This window comes from Micromonospora sp. WMMD710, assembly GCF_029626045.1.
In the GTDB taxonomy this organism is placed as follows: Bacteria; Actinomycetota; Actinomycetes; order Mycobacteriales; family Micromonosporaceae; genus Micromonospora.
The window spans coordinates 4,255,224-4,279,271 of record NZ_JARUBD010000001.1 but is presented as its reverse complement, the minus strand read 5'-3'; the positions used below and the strand labels follow the sequence as shown (position 1 = coordinate 4,279,271).

General features: G+C 72.9%; 22 protein-coding genes. 10 read left to right on the top strand and 12 right to left on the bottom strand.

Annotated features, from left to right (window positions below; translation table 11 throughout):
- Positions 1-154 precede the first annotated feature (154 nt).
- From O7620_RS19720 to deoC, 5 genes are all read right to left on the bottom strand, one after another.
- Positions 155-1,060 (bottom strand): M56 family metallopeptidase, encoded by a 906-nt coding sequence (locus O7620_RS19720; protein ID WP_278124337.1) that lies wholly within the window; start codon positions 1,058-1,060, stop codon positions 155-157.
- Between the two features lie 10 nt (positions 1,061-1,070).
- The gene (locus O7620_RS19715) at positions 1,071-1,544 is read right to left on the bottom strand and encodes a BlaI/MecI/CopY family transcriptional regulator (RefSeq protein ID WP_151492651.1); all 474 of its coding nucleotides are present in this window, start codon (positions 1,542-1,544) and stop codon (positions 1,071-1,073) included.
- 265 nt (positions 1,545-1,809) lie between these two features.
- Complete coding sequence (locus tag O7620_RS19710) at positions 1,810-2,634, bottom strand: aldehyde dehydrogenase family protein (protein ID WP_278124334.1); 825 nt, start codon at positions 2,632-2,634, stop codon at positions 1,810-1,812.
- Complete coding sequence (locus O7620_RS19705; protein WP_278124333.1) at positions 2,627-4,057, bottom strand: aldehyde dehydrogenase family protein; 1,431 nt, start codon at positions 4,055-4,057, stop codon at positions 2,627-2,629. Before O7620_RS19705 ends, O7620_RS19710 begins: the two co-directional genes overlap by 8 nt.
- Positions 4,058-4,063: 6 nt before the next feature.
- Entirely contained in the window at positions 4,064-5,053 is a 990-nt protein-coding gene (gene deoC, locus O7620_RS19700; protein WP_278124332.1) for a deoxyribose-phosphate aldolase, read from the bottom strand.
- A gap of 123 nt (positions 5,054-5,176) precedes the next feature.
- On the opposite strand from deoC, the gene upp reads away from it, so the two are divergent.
- A complete protein-coding gene (gene upp, locus O7620_RS19695) occupies positions 5,177-5,809 on the top strand; it encodes a uracil phosphoribosyltransferase (protein ID WP_151491540.1) in 633 nt (210 codons plus the stop codon).
- Between the two features lie 74 nt (positions 5,810-5,883).
- A complete protein-coding gene (locus tag O7620_RS19690; RefSeq protein ID WP_278124330.1) occupies positions 5,884-6,561 on the top strand; it encodes a GPP34 family phosphoprotein in 678 nt (225 codons plus the stop codon).
- 184 nt (positions 6,562-6,745) lie between these two features.
- Here O7620_RS19690 and O7620_RS19685 read toward each other — a convergent pair whose 3' ends face one another.
- Together O7620_RS19685 and O7620_RS19680 are read right to left on the bottom strand one after the other, a co-directional pair.
- Positions 6,746-8,413: a phospho-sugar mutase gene (locus tag O7620_RS19685; protein WP_278124329.1), complete on the bottom strand. Its 1,668-nt coding sequence runs from the start codon at positions 8,411-8,413 to the stop codon at positions 6,746-6,748.
- Positions 8,414-8,459: 46 nt separating this feature from the next.
- Positions 8,460-10,511 (bottom strand): serine/threonine protein kinase, encoded by a 2,052-nt coding sequence (locus O7620_RS19680; protein WP_278124327.1) that lies wholly within the window; start codon positions 10,509-10,511, stop codon positions 8,460-8,462.
- A gap of 206 nt (positions 10,512-10,717) precedes the next feature.
- On the opposite strand from O7620_RS19680, the gene O7620_RS19675 reads away from it, so the two are divergent.
- On the top strand, positions 10,718-12,301 hold the full coding sequence (locus tag O7620_RS19675) for a methylmalonyl-CoA mutase family protein (protein ID WP_278124325.1): 1,584 nt from the start codon (positions 10,718-10,720) through the stop codon (positions 12,299-12,301).
- A 529-nt stretch (positions 12,302-12,830) separates the two neighbouring features.
- Positions 12,831-14,090 (top strand): amidohydrolase, encoded by a 1,260-nt coding sequence (locus O7620_RS19670; RefSeq protein ID WP_151491535.1) that lies wholly within the window; start codon positions 12,831-12,833, stop codon positions 14,088-14,090.
- On the opposite strand, the gene O7620_RS19665 is transcribed toward O7620_RS19670, so the two are convergent.
- Positions 14,047-15,009: a DUF4349 domain-containing protein gene (locus tag O7620_RS19665; protein WP_278124324.1), complete on the bottom strand. Its 963-nt coding sequence runs from the start codon at positions 15,007-15,009 to the stop codon at positions 14,047-14,049. The genes O7620_RS19670 and O7620_RS19665 overlap by 44 nt on opposite strands.
- A gap of 93 nt (positions 15,010-15,102) precedes the next feature.
- On the opposite strand from O7620_RS19665, the gene O7620_RS19660 reads away from it, so the two are divergent.
- The 4 genes from O7620_RS19660 to O7620_RS19645 all read left to right on the top strand — a co-directional run bounded on the left by O7620_RS19660 (position 15,103) and on the right by O7620_RS19645 (position 18,544).
- Positions 15,103-15,732 carry an MBL fold metallo-hydrolase gene (locus tag O7620_RS19660; RefSeq protein WP_151491533.1) on the top strand — a complete coding sequence of 210 codons (630 nt, stop codon included), beginning with the start codon at positions 15,103-15,105 and terminating at the stop codon, positions 15,730-15,732.
- Positions 15,733-15,735: 3 nt separating this feature from the next.
- Positions 15,736-16,686: a hypothetical protein gene (locus tag O7620_RS19655; RefSeq protein ID WP_278124323.1), complete on the top strand. Its 951-nt coding sequence runs from the start codon at positions 15,736-15,738 to the stop codon at positions 16,684-16,686.
- 98 nt (positions 16,687-16,784) lie between these two features.
- A complete protein-coding gene (locus tag O7620_RS19650) occupies positions 16,785-17,519 on the top strand; it encodes a hypothetical protein (RefSeq protein ID WP_278124321.1) in 735 nt (244 codons plus the stop codon).
- Positions 17,520-17,581: 62 nt separating this feature from the next.
- The gene (locus O7620_RS19645; protein ID WP_278124318.1) at positions 17,582-18,544 is read left to right on the top strand and encodes a GNAT family N-acetyltransferase; all 963 of its coding nucleotides are present in this window, start codon (positions 17,582-17,584) and stop codon (positions 18,542-18,544) included.
- A 69-nt stretch (positions 18,545-18,613) separates the two neighbouring features.
- On the opposite strand, the gene O7620_RS19640 is transcribed toward O7620_RS19645, so the two are convergent.
- The gene (locus O7620_RS19640; protein ID WP_278124317.1) at positions 18,614-19,069 is read right to left on the bottom strand and encodes a gamma-glutamylcyclotransferase; all 456 of its coding nucleotides are present in this window, start codon (positions 19,067-19,069) and stop codon (positions 18,614-18,616) included.
- 106 nt (positions 19,070-19,175) lie between these two features.
- Here O7620_RS19640 and O7620_RS19635 point away from each other — a divergent pair, with 106 nt between their 5' ends.
- Positions 19,176-20,579, top strand: coding sequence for an NAD(P)H-quinone dehydrogenase (locus O7620_RS19635; RefSeq protein ID WP_278124316.1), 1,404 nt, complete (start codon positions 19,176-19,178; stop codon positions 20,577-20,579).
- Between the two features lie 80 nt (positions 20,580-20,659).
- On the opposite strand, the gene O7620_RS19630 is transcribed toward O7620_RS19635, so the two are convergent.
- The 3 genes from O7620_RS19630 to O7620_RS19620 all read right to left on the bottom strand — a co-directional run bounded on the left by O7620_RS19630 (position 20,660) and on the right by O7620_RS19620 (position 22,321).
- Positions 20,660-21,406: a DUF998 domain-containing protein gene (locus O7620_RS19630; protein WP_278124315.1), complete on the bottom strand. Its 747-nt coding sequence runs from the start codon at positions 21,404-21,406 to the stop codon at positions 20,660-20,662.
- 110 nt (positions 21,407-21,516) lie between these two features.
- Positions 21,517-21,750 carry a helix-turn-helix transcriptional regulator gene (locus tag O7620_RS32095; protein WP_347403800.1) on the bottom strand — a complete coding sequence of 78 codons (234 nt, stop codon included), beginning with the start codon at positions 21,748-21,750 and terminating at the stop codon, positions 21,517-21,519.
- Entirely contained in the window at positions 21,707-22,321 is a 615-nt protein-coding gene (locus O7620_RS19620; protein ID WP_278124313.1) for a DedA family protein, read from the bottom strand. Before O7620_RS19620 ends, O7620_RS32095 begins: the two co-directional genes overlap by 44 nt.
- Before the next feature lie 506 nt (positions 22,322-22,827).
- Here O7620_RS19620 and thrS point away from each other — a divergent pair.
- A complete protein-coding gene (gene thrS / locus O7620_RS19615; RefSeq protein WP_278124312.1) occupies positions 22,828-24,045 on the top strand; it encodes a threonine--tRNA ligase in 1,218 nt (405 codons plus the stop codon).
- Positions 24,046-24,048: the final 3 nt, after the last annotated feature.

Sequence of the window (24,048 nt, the reverse complement as noted above, 5' to 3'; positions counted from 1 at the left end):
ACGACGAGACGTAGTAGCTGTTCTTGTCGGGGTCAGGTGCCGTGACGCAACGCCGGAGGAGGAGGCCCGCAAAGGGAAACTCGACCACCTGACCACCCGGCCGGCGACACCCACGCCGTCACGCCGATGGTGTGGGGCGGGCTGGTGCGTCGGCTCAGGAAAGGAAGAGGCTGATCGGCAGGGCGACAAGCGTGGTGGCGACCGCGAGGGCGGTGGCGCCGAGCATCCGGGGCGGCCGGTCGCTGACCAGGAGACGCTGTACCCGTACGTCCAGATCCCGGTCGCCCATGCCCAGCGCGCCGGCCGGGGTGATCCGGTGACCGGCGGCGGCGAACCGGCGTAGCGCGCCGGCGAGCGGCGCCTCGGCGTGCAACTCGCACGCCTTGTCGTCGGCGCGCATCTCGACCAGCAGGGCGACCCGCTCGTGCGCGTCGCGGACCCAGCCGAACCACGGCAACGCCCGGCAGAGCGCGGTGAACGGCAGCAGCACCAGATCGTGCCGCTCGTGGGCGTGTGCCCGTTCGTGGCTGAGGACGGCGGCCAGCTCGGCCCGGTCCAGCAGGCTCAACGTGCCCGCGCTGACCACCACCTGGGGCTTCACCCCGGGCAGGCAGTACGCGGCGGCGCTCGGATGGTCCAGTACGAGCGCGCCGGGTGCGGCCGGGTCGTCCCGGGCGACCAGGGTGAGCAGGTCACGGTGGCGGCGCTGGGCGCGGACGGTGCCGTGGATGCTGCGCACGGTCGTGGTGACCAGCACCGCCCCGATGCCGAAGCCCACCCCGACGCCGGCGAGGTGCACCGCGGTCACCCCGATCGGCAGGGTGCCGTGGCCGAGGTCGCTGGCCAGGGCGAGCAGGGCGCTTCCGGTGGGCAGGTCGTACGCGCTCAGCCCGAGAGCCATCGGCAGGCCCATCGCGGAGAGGCCCAGCGCGAGACCGGCCGCCTGCCAGCAGATGATCGCCACCCGGGGGCTGCGCCACGTCCAGGTGGAGCGGGCCAGCACCTGAGCGGTCAGGTAGCAGGCCACCATGGTGGCGGCGAAGTGCACGGCGTAGGCCATGGCGTACGCCCTACCGCTCCGCTGCCTCGCCGGCCGGCCGTCGGCCCGCCGGCCCGTCCACCCGGTCGGTCAGGGTGTCGGCCCCGGCCGGGTCACCGCCGGTGGAGCCCGGCCCGGTCAGGCCGGCCTCGCTGCCCAGGGCGGCGCGCAGCACCTCGGCCTCGGTGCCGGTGACCGAGCGGGCGAAGCGCACCAGCGCGGCGTCCCGGCTGCCGCCCAGGTCGAGGGCGTCGAGCATGAGCTGGGCGATGTGTGCCTCGCGGCTGGCTGCCGGCCGGTACCGCCAGGCCCGGCCCTCCCGCTCCCGCTGCACCATGCCCTTGCCGGCGAGTCGGTCGAGAACGGTCATCACCGTCGTGTACGCCAACTCGCGCCCGTCGAGCGCGTCGGCCACCTCGCGCACGGTCACACCGTCCGACGTGCCGGGGACCACGTCCCACAGCACGTCCATCACCGCACGCTCAAGATCGCCCAACCGAGTCACAGGCCAATCCTACCTCCGGTAGTAGACCCCCACCCACCCCACCAGGTCGATCATGAGGTTGACCGGCTCCGAAGAGATCGATCCCCCCGCCAACCCCATGATCACCCCAGCCGAGCGCACCCCAACGCTGGGCAGAACCCGTGAGCTGACCACCCGACGAACCCGGACCAGGTCAGGTTTTCCGGGGGAGCCCGCCCACTCAGGGATCAAGCCTGACCGCCCGGAGTGGGCGGGCTCCCCCGGAAAACCAAAGACCGGGAACGACTCACACCCCCTTGGGGTGCCACACCGTCTTGGTCTCCAGCAGGGCGGTCATCCGGGCCACGCCCGGGTCGGCGGACCAGTCGATGTCGGCCGGGTCCGGCCGGAGCACCCGCTTGAGGTTCTCCGCCGCCTTGACCTCCAGGTCGGTGGCGAGCGAGGCGTCGGTCACGCCGGTCAGGTCGATCGCGTTGACGTCCATGTGCGCGGCCAGCGTCGGCGCGGTCTCGGTGATCGCGCCGGTGAGGATGTTGACCACGCCGCCCGGCAGGTCGGACGTGGCGAGCACCTCGGCCAGCGTCACCGCCGCCAGTGGCTCGGACGCCGACGCCGCCACCACCACCGTGTTGCCGGTGACGATCGCCGGGGCGATCACGCTGACCAGGCCGAGCAGCGCCGGACGCTCCGGGGCGACCACCGCGACCACACCGGTCGGCTCGGGCGCGGAGATGTTGAAGTACGGGCCGGCCACCGGGTTGGCGCCGCCGTACACCTGGGCGAGCTTGTCGGCCCAACCGGCGTACCAGACCCAGCGGTCCACGGCGGCGTCCACCTCGTCGCCGGGCACGCCCAGGGCGACGAACTGCTCGCGGCGTCCCTCCAGCATCTCGGCGGCCCGGTAGAGGATCTGACCCCGGTTGTACGCGGTCGCGCCGGCCCAGCCCTTCACGGCGGCGCGGGCGGCGAGCACCGCGTCCCGGGCGTCCTTGCGGGAGGCCAGTGACACATTCGAGGACTGCACGAGATACGACCGTCCCGACTCGCTGCGCGGGAACTTCCCGCCGATGAAGAGCTTGTACGTCTTTCGTACCGCGACCCGCTCAGACATTGAGGTAGCCCTCCAGCCCGTGCCGGCCGCCCTCGCGACCGTAACCCGACTCCTTGTATCCACCGAACGGCGAGGTGGGGTCGAACTTGTTGAACGTGTTGGCCCACACCACGCCGGCGCGCAGCCGGTCGGCCATCCACAGGATCCGGGATCCCTTGTCGGTCCAGATCCCCGCCGACAGGCCGAACGGCGTGTTGTTCGCCTTCTCCACGGCCTCGGCCGGGGTGCGGAAGGTCAGCACCGACAGCACCGGGCCGAAGATCTCCTCGCGGGCGATGCGGTGTGCCTGGGTGACGCCGGTGAAGATGGTCGGCGCGAACCAGAAGCCCCGGTCGGGCAGCTCGCACGGCGGCGACCAGCGCTCGGCGCCCTCGGCCGACCCGGCGTCGGACAGCTTGCGGATCCGCTCCAGCTGGGCGGCCGAGTTGATGGCGCCGACGTCGGTGTTCTTGTCCAGCGGGTCGCCGACGCGCAGCTGGGCCATCCGCCGTTTCAGCGACTCCAGGACGCGGTCGGCCACGTTCTCCTGCACGAGCAGGCGGGAGCCGGCGCAGCAGACGTGCCCCTGGTTGAAGAAGATGCCGTTGACGATGCCCTCGACGGCCTGATCGATCGGCGCGTCGTCGAAGACGATGTTGGCGGCCTTGCCGCCCAGCTCCAGGGCAAGCTTCTTGCGGGTGCCGGCGACGGATCGGGCGATGGCCCGGCCGACCTCGGTGGAGCCGGTGAAGGCGACCTTGTCCACGCCCGGGTGCTCGACCAGCGCCCGGCCGGTGTCGCCGGCGCCAGTGACGATGTTGACCACACCGGCGGGCAGCTCCGCCTGCTGGCAGATCTCGGCGAACAGCAGCGCGGTCAGCGGGGTCGTCTCGGCGGGCTTCAGCACCACCGTGTTGCCCGCGGCGAGCGCCGGGGCGATCTTCCAGGCCAGCATGAGCAGCGGGAAGTTCCACGGGATGACCTGCGCGGCCACACCGATCGGCCGCGGATTCGGCCCGAAGCCGGCGTGCTCCAGCTTGTCGGCCCAGCCCGCGTAGTAGAAGAAGTGCGCGGCGACCAGCGGCAGGTCGACGTCCCGGGACTCCCTGATCGGCTTGCCGTTGTCCAGGGATTCCAGGACGGCCAACTCGCGGGAACGCTCCTGGATGAGACGCGCGATCCGGAACAGGTACTTCGCCCGGTCGCGGCCCGGCATCGGACCCCAGACCGTGTCGTACGCCGTACGGGCGGCGCGGACCGCACGCTCCACGTCCTGGGCGCCGGCCTCGGCGATCTCGGCGAGGACCTCCTCGGAGGCGGGGTTGATCGACTTGAAGCTGCCGCCGTCGGTCGGGTCGACGAACGCGCCGTCGATGAACAGCCCGTACGAGGGCTTGAGGTCCACCACCGAGCGGGACTCGGGGGCGGGGGCGTATTCGAACATCGGCTATCAGTCCAGGGTGAAGTAGTCGGGACCGGAGTAGGTGCCGGTCGTCAGCTTGGTGCGCTGCATCAGCAGGTCGTTGAGCAGGCTGGACGCGCCGAAGCGGAACCAGTCCGGGTCGAGCCAGTCCGCGCCGACGGTCTCGTTGACCATCACCAGGTACTTGATCGCGTCCTTGGTGGTCTTGATGCCGCCGGCCGGCTTCACACCGACCTGCCGGCCGGTGGCCTCGCGGAAGTCGCGGACCGCCTCCAGCATCACCAGGGTCACCGGCAGCGTGGCCGCCACCGGGACCTTGCCGGTGGAGGTCTTGATGAAGTCGCCGCCGGCCAGCATGGCCAGCCAGGAGGCCCGGCGCACGTTGTCGTAGGTGGCCAGCTCGCCGGTCTCCAGAATGACCTTGAGGTGGGCTGCCGGGCGCCCTTGGCGACCGCCATCAGCAGGGCCGCAGGCTTCCTTAACCGCGACGATCTCGTCGTAGACCTCCTTGTACCGCCCGGCCAGGAACGCGCCCCGGTTGATCACCATGTCGATCTCGTCGGCGCCGGCCGCGACGGCGGCCCGGGTGTCGGCGAGCTTGATCTCCAGGGGGGCCTGTCCCGACGGGAAGGCCGTCGCCACGCTGGCCAGGTGGACGCCGCTTCCGCGCAGCACCTCGGCGACGTACGGGACCATCGCCGGGTAGACGCAGACGGCGCCGACGTGCGGGCAGGACGGGTCGGCTGGGTCCGGGCGGAGTGCCTTCGCGGCCAGCGCGCGCACCTTGCCCGGGGTGTCCGCGCCCTCCAGGGTGGTCAGGTCGACCATGCGGATCGCGAGGTCGATCGCCTGCGCCTTGGCGGTGGTCTTGATGGAGCGGGTGCCGAGCTGTGCCGCCCGCTGCTCCGCGCCGACCTGGTCCACGCCGGGCAGGCCGTGCAGGAAGGTCCGCAGAGCGGTCTCGGATCGTCCCAGCTCGGAGAGCTCCGACCGGGCCGACGTCGTTGTCGCCGTCATGCCGAGAAGTCTACGCACGAGACGGCCGAGTGATCTTGGTCACGGTGGGGCCGGCGTGAGCGGCGTCGCTGCTCCCCGCGCAGCCGCACCGAAGCGCCGAACGGACCGGTAGGTTGAGCGATCGTGGACGTACACGTCATTGACCACCCGCTGGCCCAGGCCCGGCTGACCGCCATGCGGGACGCGCGCACCGATTCGTCGACGTTTCGGGCGTCGCTGCACGAACTGACCACCATGCTGGTGTACGAGGCGGCGCGCTCCTTCCCCGTCGAGCGGTACCCGGTGCAGACGCCGGTCACCGGCACCGAGGGCACCCGGCTGGCCAACCCGCCGCTGCTCGTCCCGGTGCTGCGGGCCGGGCTGGGCATGGCGGACGCCGCGCTCGGCCTGCTGCCGGAATCCTCGATGGGCTTCGTCGGCCTGGCCCGCGACGAGGAGACCTACGAGCCGCGCGCGTACATGGAGTCGCTGCCCCGGGACCTGGCCGGCCTGCCGGTGCTGGTGCTCGACCCGATGTTGGCGACCGGCGGCTCGCTGGAGCACTGCTGCCGGCTGCTGGCCGACCGGGGCTGCACCGACATCACCGTGCTCTGCGTGCTCGCCGCGCCGGTCGGCATCGAGCGGCTGGAACGCTCCGGCCTGCCGTTGCGACTGGTCACCGCCGCCATCGACGAGGGCCTCAACGACCGGATGTTCATCGTCCCCGGCCTCGGCGACGCCGGTGACCGCCAGTTCGGCGGCATGCCCCGGTTCTGATCGTGCACCCGGTCGGTGCTGGGTAACGGCGGGTTCGCGCGCGATGGTGCGCGGACCCGCTACCGTCTCCGGCCATGACTGGTGTTGCGCTCGCCGAGGAGTTGCTGCTCCTCGCCTACGACGATTCGACCGGCAAGGCGACGATGCCGCGGATCAGCCTCGACCTGGGTATGGCCGCGGCGGTGCTGGTCGAGCTGGCCCTGGCCGGCCGGATCGCGTACGCCGACGGGTCCCTGACCGTGGTCGACCCGTCGCCCACCGGCGAGCCGGTCGCCGACGAGGTGCTGGGTCGGATCGCCGCTGACACCCCCCACACGCCGGCCTCCTGGGTGCAGCGCCTGCGGCACGGCCTGCGCGACAAGATCCTCGGCGACCTGTGCACCCAGGGTGTGGTCCGGGACGTCGACGAGACCGAGCTGGGCTTCATCCACGTGCACCGCTACCCGGTCGTGGACACGTCCGTCGAGGCGGAGACCCGCCAGCGGCTGGCCGACGCGCTGACCGGCGCGGCGGCCCCGGACGAGCGGACCGCCGCGCTGGCCACCCTGGTCGTGGTGCTGCGGATGGAGTCGGCGCTCGGGGTGGACGGTGAGACCGCCGCCGACGCGCGCCGCAGGCTGGAGCAGATCGCCACCGGCGCCGGTTTCTCCGGCGAGGTGAGCAGCGACGACTCGGTGGTCCGCCCGTCGGTCGGCCTGGTCGTCGCCGCCCTGGGCCGCGCCGTCGACCAGGCCCTCGGCCCCCGCCGCTGACCCCGCGCGCGGAGGTCTCCCGAGGTGCGACCAGGCGTCGGTCTGCCTCTCCTGCTTGCGTGCCCTTTGCTCTGCTTCAGCGGACGCAACAGTGCGGGCCCGTTTTCGTAGCGTGGGTTGACGCAGAGCAAAGGACGCCGAGGGGGCGGGCGGCCGGGTGGTCGACCCCGGCGCGGCCCGTCGGTCAGAGCCCCAGAGCCGTGGCGATCTCGCCGCGCAGGGCGGCCACCGCCTCCGCCGCCCGGCTGCGGGCCGTCGGGACGTCACCGTCCACGACCGGTTCCACCACCTCGAGGTACGCCTTGAGCTTCGGCTCCGTCCCGGAGGGGCGGATCACCACCCGCGCCGCCGCGGTCCGCAGGATCACCACGTCCGCCTCGGGGAGCAGGTCCCGGACGCTGTCGACGGGCTGCCCCAGCAGGGTCGTCGGGGTGGCCGCCCGGATCCGCGCCATCGCGTCGGCGATCAGCCGCAGGTCGTCCACCCGGACGGAGAGCTGGTCGGTGTGGTGCACGCCGAACTCCGCGGCAAGCTCGTCCAGCCGGTCGGTCAGCGTACGACCCTGCGCCTTGAGGCCGGCGGCGAGCTCGGCCACGGTCAGCGCGGCCGTGATGCCGTCCTTGTCACGTACGTGCTCGGGGGCGACGCAGTAACCGAGCGCCTCCTCGTAGCCGAAGACCAGCGGCGCGCTCCCGCCGCCGGCCCGGACGATCCACTTGAAGCCGGTCAGCGTCTCGTCGTACGGCAGACCCCGGGCTGCGCACAGGGCCCGCAGCAGGGACGACGAGACGATGGTCGTGGCGTAGAGCCCGGTCACCCCGCGGCGCATCAGATGGTCGGCGAGCAGCACACCGACCTCGTCGCCGCGCAGCATCCGCCAGCCGTCGTGGCCCTCGCGGACCACCACGGCGCAGCGGTCCGCGTCCGGGTCGTTGGCGATGGCGAGATCCGCGCCGGTCGAGTCGGCCAGGGCGATCAGTCGGTCCACCGCCCCCGGCTCCTCCGGGTTGGGGAACGACACGGTGGGGAACGCCGGGTCCGGCTCGGCCTGGTCGGGCACCACCCCGGGCACCGGGAACCCGGCGCGGGCGAAGGCGGCGGTGAGCACCGCGGCGCCCACCCCGTGCAGCGGGGTGTACGCCACCGTCAGGTCCCGCGACCCGCCCGGGTCGATCACCGCGGTCGCCCGTTCGACGTACGCGGCGACCAGGTCGTCGCCGAGCACCTGACCGGGGGCGCCCAGCGGCACCTCGGTCAGCGGGCCGACCGCCCGGATGGCCGCCTCGATACCCGCGTCGGCGGGCGGCACGATCTGCGCTCCCGCGCCCAGCTCACCGCCCAGCTCCGCGCCGAGGTAGACCTTGTAGCCGTTGTCCTGTGGCGGGTTGTGGCTGGCCGTCACCATCACGCCGGCGACCGCACCGAGTTGGCGCACCGCGTACGCCAGGACGGGGGTGGGCAGCGGGCGGGGCAGCAGCAGCGCCGGGCGGCCGACCCCGGTGGCCACCTGGGCGGTCCGCTCGGCGAACTGCCGGGAGCCGTGCCGGGCGTCGTACCCGATCACCAGGGGGCCGGTGCCGCCCTGGGCGGCGAGCCAGTCGACCAGGCCGGCGGCGGCGCGGGTGACCACGGCGAGGTTCATTCCGTTGGGGCCGGCGCGCAGCGGGCCGCGCAGGCCCGCGGTGCCGAACGTCAGCGGCCCGGCGAACCGGTCGGCCAGGTCGGGGCCGCTCGACGGCAGCGCGTCGAGCACCGCCGTCAGCTCGTCCCGGCTGGCCGGGTCGGGGTCGTCGGCGAGCCAGCGTTCGGCTTGCTCGCGAATGTCGTCGATGTCAGTCGTGTCCGCCGCCATGCCCCTTGATAGCACGACGGCGGATCACCTGTCGGTTCCCTCCGGCTCAGCCGTTTCCGGTGAGCTGGAACGTCTTCACCATCTCGTCGAAGATCGGCTTGCTCTCGGCGAACCTCGCGTCGGTGGAGGTGAGGTAGAACGAGTAGGCCTTGCCGCCTTGTGCCACGCCCCGCCAGACGCCGTGCCGCATCGTGTCGCCATCGCCGCAGGTGTACTCGAATTCGGCAGCGGGCTTGCTGGCCAGTTCGGTCTCCGTGGCGCTGACCTGCGCGTACGGCTTGGCGCAGGAGGTGCTCTTGGTCCTCAGGCCGTTCTCGGCGGTCTCCGCCCACCGGGCGGAGCTGTTGGACCACTTCTCGGTGATGATGCGCACCTTGCGGCCGCTGTCCTCCGGGTCGATGTAGTCGGTGTACGAGCCGCCGGTGGCCTTCTTCCAGCCCTTCGGCACCATGACCTGGATGCCGCGGGCGGCGTGCTCCTGCATCTCGACCCCGGGGCCCGCCGCGGCGGACGGGCTGGGCTGCGCCTGCGGGGCGCTCGGAGCGGGGTCGTCGCCACCGGAGAGCGCCACGACGGTGAGCAGCAGCACGACGGCCAGCCCGCCGGCAGCGGCGAGCTGCACCTTGCGGGGCCAGCCCTTGACCGTGCTGACGAGGTGGCCCCCGGTGGCGCGGACCTTGCCCAGGGCGCCGCCGCCCGCCGCGGTGGACGGGGTCGTCCAGGGCAGGCCGGTGCCCGGCACCGACCACTGGTTGCCGCCGCCGTAGGTGCCGCCGATGCGCTGGGTGGCCTCCGGCGCGCCGTAGCCGACCTGCTGGGTGGCGTCGGGCCGGCTGCCGTAGCTGACCGGCTGGGTGGCGTCCGGGTGGGCGCCGGCGTCGACGCGCTGGGTCGCGTCCGCGCTGCCGCCGTAGGTGCGCCCGGTGGCGGGTCGACCGGACGCGGGCATCGCGCCGGTGGGCGTGTGCAGCGGGCCGGCGAGGGCGTCGGCGCTCGTCTCGTCGAGCCCGGTGGAGGCGGCGACGGCCGGCTGTGGGCGCTCGCCCCGGCGCAGTGCGGCCAACCGGTCGGTGAGCGACTCGCCGGGGGCGAGCATGGCCGGGCCGCCGATCTGGCTGTCCGGCTTCGGCTCCGGCTGGGCCGGCGGGATGGGCGCGGGACGCTGCTGCACCGGGACCACCGCGTACGGGTCGGTGACCGAGTGCACGGCGGTGGCGGTGCTGCCCAGCGGGCCGGCGAGCAGCTCGCGCAGCATGGACCGGGAGGTGTGCACGTCCAGCCGGCGGGCCGGATCCTTCTCCAGCAGGCCCATCAGCACCCGGGTCAACGGGCCGCTGCGCTGCGGCGGGGCCGGCGGGTCCTCGACCACGGCGTGCATCGTCTCGATCGGATCGCCCTTGTCGAACGGCGGTCGTCCCTCGACGGCCGTGTAGAGCGTCACACCCAGCGAGAAGAGGTCGCTCGGCGGCCCGAACTCCTGGCCCATGGCCCGCTCGGGGGAGATGAAGTGCGGTGAGCCCAGCACCATGCCGGGGGTGGTGAGCTGCACGTCGGTGGGCATCCGGGCGACGCCGAAGTCGGTCAGCACGCAGCGGCCGTCGGTGCAGATCAGCACGTTGGCCGGCTTGACGTCGCGGTGCAGCACGCCGATCGCGTGCGCGACCTCCAGCGCGCCGAGCAGCGCGATGCCGATCTTGGCGACGGCGCGGGGTGCGACCGGGCCGTCCTCGATCACCATGTCGGCGAGGCTGCGGGCGTCCAGCAGCTCCATCACGATCCACGGCCGGCCGGCCTCGGTGACCACGTCGTACACCTGCACGACCGCCGGGTGCTGGATGGCGGCGGCGGCGCGGGCCTCGCGCAGGGTGCGTTCGTACATGGCGTCGCGGTCGCTGGGGGCCAGTCCCGGGGGCAGGACGACCTCCTTGACCGCCACGTCGCGGCGCAGCAGCGTGTCTGTGGCGCGCCACACCGTACCCATGCCGCCGTTACCCACCGAGGACCGCAGCGAGTACCGGCCACCGATGGTGGTGCCGGGTGCCGCTCGGCCGTTGGCGGGACTGACCGGTCCGCCGCTCCACGTCGGGATCTGAGTCACAGAAAAGCCACCGGGGGAAATCGAGGGGGGCTGGGACACAACCCCCCTATCTTGCTGGTTCCGACGCCCGATGCGAAAGCCGACGCGTCGGACGTTTATCGAAGTCGACAGAACGTGCCCTGTCGTTCACCTCCTGTCGACCGGTCGGGACGCACTGTGCGGTATCCCTCACCCGATGACGTGGCCAGGCGTCCTACCATCCGGGGATGAGCGAACGGCGGTCAAGCGAGTCCGGTTTTCCGATCAAGGGCGTCTACACGGGTGCCGACCTTCCGGAGGACCTGGACTCCCGGCTGGGCGGCCCCGGCGAGTTCCCGTACACCCGGGGTGTCTACCCCACCATGTACACCTCCCGTCCGTGGACCATGCGCCAGTACGCCGGCTTCGGCACCGCCACCGAGTCCAACGCGCGGTACCACCAACTGTTGCGGGCCGGCACGATGGGCCTCTCGGTGGCCTTCGACCTGCCGACCCAGATGGGCTACGACTCCGACGAGCCGATCGCTCACGGCGAGGTCGGCAAGGTGGGCGTGGCCATCGACTCCCTTGAGGACATGCGGCTGCTGTTCGCCGACATTCCCCTGGACAAGGTGTCCACCTCGATGACCATCAACGCGCCCGGTTCGGTGCTGCTGCTGCTCTACCAGCTCGTCGCCGAGGAGAACGGCGTGCCCGGCTCGGCGCTCAACGGCACCATCCAGAACGACATCCTCAAGGAGTACATCGCCCGGGGGACGTACATCTTCCCGCCGAAGCCGTCGCTGCGCCTGGTGGCCGACACGTTCGCGTACTGCCGCAAGGAGGTGCCGAAGTGGAACACCATCTCCATCTCCGGCTACCACATGGCCGAGGCCGGCGCGACGCCCGCGCAGGAGATTGCGTTCACCCTGGCCAACGGCGTGGAGTACGTGCGCGCGGCGCTGGCCGCCGGGCTCGCGGTGGACGATTTCGCGCCCCGGCTGTCGTTCTTCTTCGTGGCCCGCACCACGCTGCTGGAGGAGGTGGCGAAGTTCCGTGCCGCCCGACGGATCTGGGCCCGGCTGATGCGCGACGACTTCGGCGCCAAGGATCCGAAGTCGATGATGCTGCGTTTCCACACCCAGACCGCCGGCGTGCAACTCACCGCGCAGCAGCCCGAGGTCAACCTCGTCCGGGTGGCGGTGCAGGGGCTGGGCGCGGTGCTCGGCGGCACCCAGTCGCTGCACACCAACAGCTTCGACGAGGCCATCGCGCTGCCCACCGAGAAGGCCGCCCGGCTCGCGCTGCGTACCCAGCAGGTGCTGGCGTACGAGACGGATCTGACCGCCACCGTCGACCCGTTCGCCGGCTCGTACGTGGTGGAGGCGATGACCGCCGAGATCGAGGCCGCCGCCGTCGAGCTGATGGAGCGGGTGGCCGACCACGGCTCCGCGGTGGACGCGATCGAGGCCGGCTTCCAGAAGCGGGAGATCGAGCAGTCCGCGTACCGGATCGCCCAGGAGATCGACTCGGGTGAGCGGGTGGTGGTCGGGCTCAACCGGTTCACGGTGGACGAGGAGGAGCCGTACGAGCCGCTGCGGGTCGACCCGACGATCGAGGCGGCGCAGGCCGACCGGCTGGCGCGGCTGCGCGCCGAGCGGGACGCCGACGCGGTGGCGCGGGCGCTCGCCGACCTGCGGGCCGCGGCCGACGGTACGGAGAACGTGCTGTACCCGATGAAGGAGGCGCTGCGGGCCCGGGCCACGGTGGGTGAGGTCTGCGGGACGCTGCGCGAGGTGTGGGGGCTGTACCGGCCGACCGATCGCTTCTGAGTGCTCGTTCGCTGTTTTCGCAGCTCATGGTGGGTGTGCGGTGGTCGGCGGAGCTACCGTGGGAGGCGCAACCCGGGGCGGCGCGGCCCTTCTTCGGGCGTCCTCGGTGTGTCCGCCGAGGTTTACGGGTAACCCGAGCGGGTCGTCGGGACGCACACCCTGTGCGGTGACGGCGGGCGGACGCGTGTGAGCGTCTTTCCGGCTCGTTGCGGAGCGTGGTCGGCTAATTGTCGGAGTGTCAGTTCATCGCCCCGACTAATGCGACAATTCGCAACAGGGGCCGGCGGCCGGCACCGAGATTCGAGTCCGCCGGGATCGGTTACGCGTTGTAGGAGGTGAGGGGCAGATGACGGCCTTCGACCGCGATCTACCTGCTGTCCCACAGCTCTCCGAGCGTTCTCAGCAGGGCATACGTGACGCTACGCGGTCCGATCATTACCGGAACGAGGTTGCGCAGCGTCACCGCCGGAGGTCTAGGCTGTCTGCTGTCCCCGATGATCCATCCATCTCTAGTGATCGAGAATTCGACGTGACGAGTGCGTTGACGCTGCCCACCGGCGGCCAGCTGGCGTCGTCCTGGCTGGAGACGCCCCCCGGGTCCCAGCCCCTGCCCCGCGAACTGGACCACCTGCTCGCACTCCGGGTACCCGGGCTGATCGCCACGCGCCGTCACCTCCACTCGCACCCCGAGCTGTCCGGCACGGAGTTCGAGACGGCCGCCCTGATCGCGCGGGAGCTGTCCCTGGCCGGACTGCAGCCCCGGCTGCTGCCCAAGGGCAACGGCGTGATCTGCGACATCAACGGCCGCCCGGACGGCCCGGTCGTCGCGCTGCGCGCCGACATCGACGCGTTGCCGCTCGACGACCCGAAGGACGTGCCCTACCGGTCCACGGTGGCGGGCGTCTGCCACGCCTGCGGACACGACGTGCACACCTCGATCCTGCTCGGCGTCGGCATGCTGCTGGCCCAGCTGGCCGACCTCGGTGAGCTGGACGGCCGCGTCCGGCTCATCTTCCAGCCGGCCGAGGAGATCCTGCCCTGCGGTTCGCTGGAGGTCATCGAGGCCGGCGGCCTGGACGATGTGGTGCAGATCTTCGCCCTGCACTGCGACCCGAACCTGCCGGTGGGCCAGGTCGGCCTGCGGGTCGGCCCGATCACCGCGGCCGCCGACAACGTCACGGTCCGGCTCTCCGGCCCCGGCGGGCACACCGCCCGTCCGCACCTGACGGTCGACCTGGTCGACGCGCTCGGTCGGCTGATCACCGAGGTGCCCGCGCTGGTCAGCCGCCGGGTGCCGGCCAACAGCGGCCTGCTGCTGGTCTTCGGCCACGCCTCGGCCGGCACCCGCTACAACGTCATCCCATCCGAGGCCAGCGCCTCGGGCACCCTCCGGGTGATGGACCGCGACACGTGGGAGCAGGCTCCCAAGATCGTCGCTCAGGTGGTCCGGGACGTGATCGCCCCGACCGGCGCCACGGTCGACCTGGAGTACCTGCGCGGCCGGCCGCCGGTGTGCAACGACTCCCGCGCCATCCAGGTGCTGACCGCCGCCACCGCCGCCGCGCTCGGCCCGGAGGGGATCGCCGAGACACCCCAGAGCATGGGCGGCGAGGACTTCTCCTGGTATCTGGAGTACGTCCCCGGTGCCCTCGCCCGCCTCGGCGTGGGCCGCTCGGGCCCCAACGTCGACCTGCACCGCGCATCCTTCGACGTGGACGAGCGGGCCATCCCGGCCGGCGTACGCGTCATGGTGCAGACCGCGCTGCGGGCACTGGCGGCGGCGCGCTGACCGGTGCGACCAGGGCCGGCGACTTCCGCCGCCGGCGCAGCACCACCAGCAGCACCGCCAGCGGCACGCCGAGCGCCACCAGCCACGGCAGCAACGCGCCCAGCACCGTGAGCAGGACGGTCATCGAGACGACGAACGCCTTCCAGCCGCCCTCGAGCCCGACCAGGAAGCCGGTCTCGGCCTCCTCCTCGGCGGTCTTCGCCGCCGGCCCGGCCAGCGAGACGGTGATCGTGGAGAGCGCGGTCAGGTCGGCGAGCCGTCGCTTCTTGGCCTCCAGCGAGGCCAGGTCGGCCTCCCGGCGCCCCAGCTCGTTCTCCAACGACACCAGGTCGGTGATCGAGGTGGCGCGGGCCAGCAACCGGCGGGCGCTGTCCACCCGGGCACGCTGACTGGTGATCCGGGCGTCCAGGTCGACGGTCTCCTCGGTGACGTCCTGGGTGTTGATCTCCCGGCTCTGCTGCCGGCCGAGCTTGGCGATCTCCTCCACCACGCCGGAGAACTTCGCCGCCGGCACCCGCAGCTCCAACTCCGCCACCGCGTCGGCGTCGGCACTACGCCGCTGGTCGCCGCCGATGAAGCCACCGGCCCGGGTGGCCACGGCGGCGGCCTCGCGGGCGGCGGCGTCCACATCGTCCACCTGCACCCGCATCGTTCCGGTGAAGATGATCGCCCGCTGGTCGATCCGCAGGTCCGGGGCGCCGGCCCCGGCCGCCTCGGGTGCGCCCGCGGCGGCGTCCCTGCCGGCCTCGCCCCCGTTGGCCGCCGGCGCCTCGGCGGCCGAACCCGCGGTGTCCTGCGATCCGCTGTCGCCGGCTCCGCAACCCGTCAGCAGCAGCGTCACCGCCAGTGCCGTCGCCGCCAGCAGTGCGCCGCGACGTCCTCCCGCTCGTCCGTCCATCCCCGCTCCCATCGTTGTCAACCGGTGTGGCGATACCTCGGACGCGGCGCGCGCGGCGGCCGGTTCCGGCAGACTGCGCTCAGGACGTCACGATTCGATAATCGAGGAGTCACGATGCGGCTCACCAAGTACGCCCACTCCTGCCTCCGGGTGGAACACGACGGGGGAGTGCTCGTCGTCGACCCCGGGGTGTTCAGCGACCCGGCGGCACTGGACGGTGCGGACGCGGTGCTGATCACCCACGAACATCCCGACCACCTGGACGTGGCGGCGGTCCGCCTGGAACTCGACCGGCGGCCGTTCCCGATCCACGGGCCCGCCTCGCTCGCCGGCACCCTGGGCGACGCGGCCGACGTGTTGCACCCGGTCACGGCCGGTGAGTCGTTCACCGCCGCCGGCGTCGCCATCCGCGCGTACGGCGGGCGGCACGCGGTGATCCACCCGGACATCCCGGTGGTCGACAACCTCGGTTACCTGATCAACGACGTGGTCTACCACCCGGGTGACGCCCTGGTGGTGCCGGACGAGACGCCGGTCGACACGCTCTTCGCGCCGATCCACGCCCCCTGGTCGAAGTTCTCCGAGGTGGTCGACTTCATCCGGGCGGTCGCGCCCCGCCGGGCGTACGCGTTGCACGACGGGCTGCTCAACGACAACGGGCTGGGTGTGCTCGACCGGCAGTACACGGCGCTGTCCGGCACCGAGTACCAGCGTCTGGAGCCCGGTAGCCGGGTGGACGTCTGAGCGATGCCCGGCCCCTCCCCGGAGCTGGTGCAGCAGCTCTACCGCATCCCACCGGACCGGTTCGTGGCCGCCCGGGACGCCGCCGTGGCCGAGGCGCGGCGCGCCGGCGACCCGGCGACCGCCCGGCAACTGGCCCGACTGCGCCGCCCCACGGTGGCCGCCTGGCTGGTGAACCTCCTCGCCATCCACCGTCCCGAGCTGGTCGCCGACCTGGTGCAGCTCGCCGACGCGCTGCGGGCCGCCCAGCGGGAACTGCGCGGGCCCCGGCTGCGGGAGTTGTCCGCCCAGCGCCGGGCCGTGGTCGGCGCCCTCGTCGCCGAGGTCCGCAAGCTCGCCGCGGCGGAGCCGGACGCCCCACCGGCCGGCAAACTGCCGCTGGCCGAGGTGGAAGCCACCCTCAACGCGGCGCTCTCCGACGCCGAGGTCGCCGAGCAGGTCCGGGCCGGGCGCCTGCTCCGGTCGGCGACCTACGCCGGCTTCGGCGAGGTGCCCCGGCCACAGCTGCGGCTGGTCACCGGCACCGATGAGGAGCCGGAACGGCCGACCCGCCGACCCGGGGCCCAGCGGGTGCCGCCCGAGGCGGCCACCGACCGGGCCGCCGAACGCGCCGAACGGGCGGCCCGCGCCGAACGGGATCGGCAGCGCCGGACGCTGGACCGGGAGCTGGCCAGGGCCCGGTCCGACCAGCAGCGGGCCGAGGACGAGTTGGCCGAGGCGAACGGGGAGGAACGCGACGGCGTCGAGGCGCTGGAGGCGATCGAGACCGAGCTGGCCGAGTTGGAGCGGCGGCGGGCGGTCGCCGAGCAGGATCTCAGCCGGGCCAGGCTCGCCCGGCGCGCGGCCGAGCGGGCGGTCACCGTGGCCCGGCGACGCGCCGGCGAGGTGGAGGCGGCGGTGGAGGCGCTGGCGGCCGAAGAGGGGACTGCGGACTCCGGCGGTGGCGCGGCAGACTGACCATCGATGGACGACGACCAGCGGGCGGCCCGTCCCGGGCACCCGGATCGGGGCACCGCGACGGCCGCCCCGCCGGGGTGGGCGCGGGCGGCGATCGGATGACGCCGGAGCAGGTCGCCGCAGCCAGCAAACCCGTCGTGCTCGATCTGGGTGACGCGTTCAGCCGCAGTCCGACCACCCTGCGGCGAGCTCGACTGCTCGGCATCTCCGGCTGGGCCTTCTACATCAGCGGCCGGGCCGGGGCGCTCGGCGACGTACGGGCCGAGACGGCCGCCGCCGCCCTCGGTTTCGTCGCCCCGGACGCGGTCGCCGACGGGTGGGACGCCGCCGCCCGGTCCACCCGGCCGATCGAGGTGGCCGCCGCGAGCCTCGCCGAGTGCTGCGAGTGGGGCACCCGGCAGTTGGGTCCGCTCCCCGGCACCGATCGCCTGTCCGAACTCGTCGAGCGGGCGGTGGCGGCGGCGGACGCCAGCGGCATGCCGCTCTTCGCCGCGTGGCGGGCCATGCCGCTGCCGGAGAACACCCCCGGTGCCCGCTGCGCCGCCGGGCTGCGCCTGCTCCGCGAGCACTTCACCGGCGCGTACCTGCTGGCCGTGCGGGCCGCCGGGATGACACCGCTGGAGGCGGTGCTGGCCGGGCCGGAGGGTGAGGCCGGCGCGGTGGCCTGCGGCTGGCCGCCCCCGTACCCGCCGGTCGGGCCGCTGGTGCGTCGGCGGCTGTGGGCGGAGGCGGTGACCAACCGGTTGGCCGCGCCGGCGTTCGTGGCACTCGGCCCCGCCGACGGCGCCGAACTGGTGGAGCTGCTGCACCGCACCCGGGCCGACCTCGCCTGAGCCGGCCGACCGGCCGGAAAATGGGCGGCGCCGGCACCCGCCGGCTGCCAGGATCAGCTGCCGTGACCCTCCCCGCGGGTTGGACCGCGCGCCGACCCACCCTCGACGACGTTCCGGCGATCCTCGCGGTGGTGCACGCCGCCGACACCTTCGCCATCGGCCATCCCGACTTCGACGCCGAGGACGTGGCGGCGTCGCTCACCGCGCCCTTCTTCGACCCGGCACGGGACTCCTGGCTGGCCGTGGACCCAGACGACGACGTGGTGGGCTGGGCGACCGTGGACAACCCGAGCGGCGTCGGCCGGGAGTTTGTGGAGGTGTACGTCGACCCGGGCCGGGCCGCCGTGCTCCGGGCGCCGCTGCTGGCCCGCCAACTCGACCGGGTCGCCGAACGGGCCGCCGAGCGCGGGCTGCCCGCACTCACCGTCCGGTGCGCGGTCTTCGCCCCGGAACGCGCCTGGGAAGCCGACCTGCGCGCTGCCGGCTTCACCCTGGCCAAGCGGTACGTCCGAATGCGTCGCATGCTGGCCGACCTGCCCGCCGCGCCGGCCCCGCGACCCGGGGTGACGGTGCGACCGGTCCGCCCCGACGACGAGGCCGACCTGCGGGAGTTCCACCGGATCCACGACATCGCCTTCCGTGACACCCCGGACCACGAGCCGCTGTCGTACGAGCGGTGGCGCGCCCGGATCGGTGATCTGACCGCCTGGGACGAGTGGTTCGTCGCCGAGGTGCACGGGGTGCCGGCCGGCGCGTTGCAGTCCTCCGACCAAGCCCTGGACCAGCAGGAGGGCTTCGTGAAGAGCCTGTCGGTGCTGCCGGCGTACCGTCGGCGGGGTGTGGGTGCGGCGCTGCTGCGCCGCGCCTTCGCCCGCTACGCCGAGAAGGGTCGGATGGCGGCCGGCCTGGGGGTGGATCTCAGCAACCCGACCACGCCGCTGTCCCTCTACCGGTCGGTGGGCCTGCGGGAGACCCGATGGACCGACATGTACGAGCTTTCCGTCCCGGCCACGGTGTGTGATTGACGACGCCGACGGGGCCCGACGCCCGCGCCGACCGGCGACGGTTGCAGACTGAGGGGTGTGGGAGACGCGCTACGCGGACGCGGTGCCGGTGGGGCGGGACCGCAGCTCGTTGACGTAGTCGTCCGGCGCGCCCGCCTTCTCGGCGGCGTTGGCGATCTCCGAGAGATACCACGACGTGGGCAGGCCGCCCTCGTACCCGTCGAACACGTAGATCCACGCGGTCACGTCGCCGTCGAGGGTGGAGACCCGCACGTGCAGCTTGCGGTACGTGCCGGCGGCGACTCCCTCCAGCTCGTCGAGCTGGGCGGCATCGTACGGGTGGATGTCGTAGATCGCCACGAACACCCGGTCGCCGGGGGACTCGACGAGGGTGCTCACCGCGCCCTCCCAACCGATCACGTCTGCCCCGGCGAAGGTCAGCCGCCACCCCTCCAGCCAGCCGGTGCCCACCATCGGCGAGTGCGGGCAGTAGGCGCGCATCCGGGCGGGATCAAGGTTTGAGCCGTAGGCGGCGTGATGACGCACGGCGATGACGATAGCCCGGCGGGCGGGTGGGGGAGAATACGACTGTGCGTGTCGGGTGCGTTCGGGAGAAGAAAGTCACTGTGAGCATCAACGAAGGGCGAACGCTGTGAGCCGGATCGTGATCATCGGCGGGGGGCCGGCCGGGTACGAGGCGGCCCTCGTCGCCGCCCAGCTGGACGCCGATGTCACCGTGGTCGAGGCCGACGGGGCGGGTGGGGCGTGCGTGCTCTCCGACTGCGTGCCGTCGAAGACCTTCATCGCCAGCTCCGAGGTGGTCACCGGCTACCGGGACACCGAGGAGTTCGGGGTGCACTCCGACGGCCTGGAGGCCGTCACCGTCGACGCGCGGGCGGTGCACGAGCGGGTCAAGCGGTTGGCGCTGGCCCAGTCCGCCGACATCCACGCCAAGCTGCTCAAGGCGGGGGTCGCCTTCGTGGCCGGCACCGCCCGGCTCGGCGAGGACACCCTCGGGCACACGCACCGGGTGATCGTCACCCCGGCCGACGGCGGCGAGGAATACTCGATCGCCGCGTCCACCGTGCTGGTGGCCACCGGCTCGACACCCCGCCAGTTGCCCACCGCCGTACCGGACGGTGAACGCATCCTGACCTGGCGCCAGGTGTACGACCTGCCGGAGCTGCCGGAGCACCTGATCGTGGTCGGCTCCGGCGTGACCGGCGCGGAGTTCGCCAGCGCGTACCTGGCCATGGGCGTCGAGGTCACCCTGGTCTCCAGCCGGGACCGGGTGATGCCGCACGAGGACGCCGACGCGGCGTCCGCCATCGAGCGGGTGTTCCGCAACCGGGGCATGGAGATCCTCAACAACTCGCGGGCCGACGCGGTGCGGCGTACCGCCGACGGGGTCGAGGTGGAGCTGTCCGACGGCCGCAAGGTCACCGGCTCGCACGCGTTGATCACGGTCGGCTCGGTCCCGAACACCGCCAACCTGGGCCTGACCGAGTACGGCGTGGAGCTGGGCCGTGGCGGCTACGTCACGGTCGACCGGGTCTCCCGGACCAACGTGCCCGGCATCTACGCCGCCGGCGACTGCACCGGGGTTCTGCTGCTGGCCAGCGTCGCCGCCATGCAGGGCCGGATCGCGATGTGGCACGCCCTCGGTGAGGCGGTCCGCCCGCTGCGGCTGCGGACCGTCGCCGCGAACGTCTTCACCGACCCGGAGCTGGCCACCGTCGGCGTCTCACAGGACGAGGTGGACGCGGGCAAGGTGCCGGCCCGGCAGGTGATGCTGCCGCTGTCCGGCAACGCCCGGGCCAAGATGGACGACCTGTCCGACGGTTTCGTGAAGTTGTTCTGCCGGCCCGCCAGCGGGCAGGTCATCGGCGGTGTGGTGGTCGCCCCCAAGGCCAGCGAGCTGATTCTGCCGATCACCATGGCCGTGGAGAACAACCTGACGGTCAACGAGCTGGCCCAGACCATCACCATCTACCCGAGTCTCTCCGGTTCCATCACCGAAGCAGCCCGCCAGCTGATGCTCCACGAGCTGGAGTAATCCCCCCCGCCCCCCGCCCCCCGCCCCCGCCCCCCGCCCCCGCCCCCCGCCCGGTCGATCATGGAGTTGTGGTGGCCGGTTCATGCCGCCAAGCCCCTTTTGTGAGGCACCACAACTCCATGATCGACGGCAGCGGTGGCGGCAGCGGTGGCGGTGGCGGTGGTGGCGGCGGTGGTGGCGGTGGCGGTGGCGGTGGTGGCGGCGGTGGTGGTGGGGGCGGTGGTGGTGGTGGCGCGGGTTTGCGTTATCGCTACCGTGGCGAGGACGGCTACCTCGGTGACGATGAGGAGGCGTTCCGCCAGACCGATGAGCATTCGGTCGCCGGGGTAGGCGGACCAGATCATGGCCGCTGCCAGGGCCAGGCTGAGCAGGACGAGGGCACGCAGCGGCCGGGCGGCGGTTGTCAGGTCGGGTCGGCGGGCGAGCAGCCAGCCGGCGAGCGGTAGCGCCAGGAAGGCGACCACCGAGGCGTACCGGTGCACGTACGCGGTGGTGGTCACGGCGGTGCCCGGCTCGTTCGTCGGCACCACCGCGGCCACCAGCAGCCCGGCCACCCATGCGCCGAGCAGCAGCTCGGCCGTCCGGCCGACGTTGCGTCGGGGCGGGCCGGTGTGGCGCAGGCCGGACAGCAGCGCCACGGTGGCGAACGCCAGCACCACCATGGCGACGTCGATGGCGCCGCCCCGGTCGGAGACGGCGAAGTCGCTGATGGTCAACGCCCACGGGTTGAGGTCGTCGTTGACTTCGAGGTGACCGATCACGGTGAGGACAGCCGCCAGGGCGATCCCGCCGAGGGCCAGTAGGCCGGTAGTCCGGGTTCCAGGCATGCCTCAGCCTGTCGCCGCGGGTACCCGAGCCGAATCGGGGAAGCCCACCGAAATCGTCCCCAGGGACCACCCCTACAGGCACCCGGACCCGAGGAGGTGACCTCGCCAGATCACGCAACGTTCAGTGGGATGTTCCCAATGCCGGCGACGACCTCAAGGTGGCCGCCGAGGCCGGTGACGTAGGCGCGGAGGGTTTCGAGGCTGGTGTGCCCGCCGCTTTCAATCTGGCTGATACGCGCCTGAGTCAACCCGCCGCCTCGGCCAGTTTGGCCAGGCTTATAGCCGCAGGTCTGTCGACACTCAGTCGATGGGGATGTCGGTTGCGGCGCGGGCGTGGCGGGCAGCGACCAGGGTCATCGCCCAGCCGGCCGCCGCGAAACTGGCCGCCGCGGCGGTGGCGATGATGGCCAGCCGCCATGCCGACTCGGTGAGCGCGGTGCCGCCGAGGTGCCCGACCAGCGCGCCGTACGTGGCCCAGCCGAGCGCGGCGATCGCCTCGTAGAGCACGAACAGCCGGTACGGGTAGCGGCTGCGACCGGCCGAGAAGCAGGCCGCCATCCGGCCACCGGGCACGAATCGGCAGAGCAGGATCACCAGCGGCCCGGGTTGCCGGAGCCCCTGGGTGACCCGGATGGCCACCCGGCGGGCCCGGCCGGGCTCGGCGTGCCGGGGTGCCCGCCGGTCGGGCGCACCTCGACCGAGCAGGTAGCAGGCCAGGTCCCCGGCGAACACGCCGAGCGCGCCGACGGCGATGGTGACCGGCAGGCTGAGCCCGCCGTAGACGGTGAGGGCACCGCTGGTGATCATGACGATCTGGGTGGGGATGACGGGTACGAACGCGTCCGCGATCAGCAAGCCGAGCAGCACCAGGTACGCCCACGTCGGCGATGCGACGTCAGTCAGTAGTTCGGGCACGCCTGCCACCTCGCCGAATGCGGCCGATTGGGTGTCTCGAGCCTGACGGCGTGTCCGGCGTCACCGTGGACAGCCCCACCCCGTCGTGACCGTCGACACGACCGGGCCACCCAGGTACAACGAGGCGAACCAGCCTCGGGTGACGGTTTCACCCGTGCCGGAGCGGTCGGCGGATCGGCGTTCGTCGGCGTACCGTTGTCGGCGCGGCTCCGCCCGTCGGGTCCCCCGTTCCTGACGTTTTCGGGCCGCCAGGGCCGCCGGCGGGTCCCGCGCCGGCGGCCCGCCTCCTCCCTTGCCGCCGTAAATCCGGGTGCGTCCTCGACCGCCCGATGGGTAGCGTCGCGGAATGCGCAGTGCGGTAGTGGTGACCACGACGCCGGGTGTCCCCGGCGCGCCGCTCTGACGTAACCACCGTCGACCAGGCCCCGGGGCGATCCGCCCCCGAGGCCCGCGCGGCGTTCGGTGTCGAGGTCGCTCCCGGGTCGTACCCGATCCAGGAGCTCGACATGAGCGACCACCGCAGGCTCGGCCGTGAGCTGGACCTCTTCGTCTCCGATCCGCTGGCCGGCGCCGGCCTGCCGATCTGGCTGCCCGCCGGCGCCGCCGCCCGGCACGCCGTCGAGGAGTACGTCCGGGAGCTGGAGCGCCGCTCCGGCCACCAGCACGTCTACTCGCCGCCGCTGGGCAAACGCGAACTCTTCGAGCTCTCCGGCCATCTCGGCTACTTCGCCGACGACATGTTCCCGCCGATGCGGCTGAGCGCCGACGACGAGTTCGTGCTCCGCCCGGCGCTCTGCCCGCACCACGCGCTGGTGTTCCGGGCGCGGGGCCGGTCCTACCGGGAGTTGCCGCTGCGGATCGCGGAGCTGGGCGGGATGTACCGCTCGGAGCGCTCGGGAGTGCTCGGCGGGCTGTCCCGGGTACGCGCCATCTCGCTCAACGACGCGCACACCTTCTGCGCACCAGAGCAGGTGGGCGAGGAGGTCGCGGAGGTTCTGCGGCTGATCCGGGAGGCGCACGCCGCGCTCGGCGTCCGCCCGGCCGGCCTCCGGCTGTCGGTGCGCGGGCCGGGCGGGAAGTACGTCGGCGACGACGCGCAGTGGGCCCGCGCCGAGGAGTTGCTCCGGGGAGCACTGGCCGGGGTGGAGTACGTCGAGGCACCCGGTGAGGCCGCCTTCTACGGGCCGAAGATCGACATCCAGATCGTCGACGCGGCCGGCCGGGAGTCGACCATCTCCACCATCCAACTCGACTTCGACAAGCCGGAGCGGTTCGACCTGTCGTACACCGGTCCCGACGGCAGCCGGCACCGGCCGGTCATGCTGCACCGCAGCCTCGTCGGCAGCATGGAACGGCTGTTCGCGTACCTCATCGAGGTGCACGAGGGTGCCTTCCCGGCCTGGTACGCGCCCGTGCAGCTGGTGGTGCTGCCGGTGGACGACGGGCAGGCCGACGCGGCGGCGGAGCTGGCCCGGCGGGCCGTCGACGCCGGCCTGCGGGTCGAGGTCGACGTCGCCGGCTCGCTGGGCGCCCGGATCCGGGACGCGGCCCGCCGCCGCGTCCCGTACCTCGGGGTGCTGGGCGCCCGGGAGGTGGCCGACGGTCGCCTCGCGTTGCGCCCGCGCGGCGGCCGCGCCCTGGCCCCGATGCCCGTCGACGCCGCGCTGGCCCTGATCGGCGGGCAGGTCGCCGCCCGCGCGGCCGACCTGCTCCCGCCGCACTGACCC

What these genes read in the sequence shown, in the direction of transcription:
- O7620_RS19705 (WP_278124333.1), bottom strand. Translation starts at nt 4,057, where the DNA reads ATGTTCGAATACGCCCCCGCCCCCGAGTCCCGCTCGGTGGTGGACCTC.
- O7620_RS19660 (WP_151491533.1), top strand. Translation starts at nt 15,103, where the DNA reads ATGCGGCTCACCAAGTACGCCCACTCCTGCCTCCGGGTGGAACACGAC.
- O7620_RS19655 (WP_278124323.1), top strand. Translation starts at nt 15,736, where the DNA reads ATGCCCGGCCCCTCCCCGGAGCTGGTGCAGCAGCTCTACCGCATCCCA.
- O7620_RS19650 (WP_278124321.1), top strand. Translation starts at nt 16,785, where the DNA reads ATGACGCCGGAGCAGGTCGCCGCAGCCAGCAAACCCGTCGTGCTCGAT.
- thrS (WP_278124312.1), top strand. Translation starts at nt 22,828, where the DNA reads ATGAGCGACCACCGCAGGCTCGGCCGTGAGCTGGACCTCTTCGTCTCC.
- O7620_RS19710 (WP_278124334.1), bottom strand. Translation starts at nt 2,634, where the DNA reads ATGTCTGAGCGGGTCGCGGTACGAAAGACGTACAAGCTCTTCATCGGC.
- O7620_RS19675 (WP_278124325.1), top strand. Translation starts at nt 10,718, where the DNA reads ATGAGCGAACGGCGGTCAAGCGAGTCCGGTTTTCCGATCAAGGGCGTC.
- O7620_RS19630 (WP_278124315.1), bottom strand. Translation starts at nt 21,406, where the DNA reads ATGCCTGGAACCCGGACTACCGGCCTACTGGCCCTCGGCGGGATCGCC.
- deoC (WP_278124332.1), bottom strand. Translation starts at nt 5,053, where the DNA reads ATGACGGCGACAACGACGTCGGCCCGGTCGGAGCTCTCCGAGCTGGGA.
- O7620_RS19720 (WP_278124337.1), bottom strand. Translation starts at nt 1,060, where the DNA reads ATGGCCTACGCCGTGCACTTCGCCGCCACCATGGTGGCCTGCTACCTG.
- O7620_RS19685 (WP_278124329.1), bottom strand. Translation starts at nt 8,413, where the DNA reads ATGGCGGCGGACACGACTGACATCGACGACATTCGCGAGCAAGCCGAA.
- O7620_RS19690 (WP_278124330.1), top strand. Translation starts at nt 5,884, where the DNA reads ATGACTGGTGTTGCGCTCGCCGAGGAGTTGCTGCTCCTCGCCTACGAC.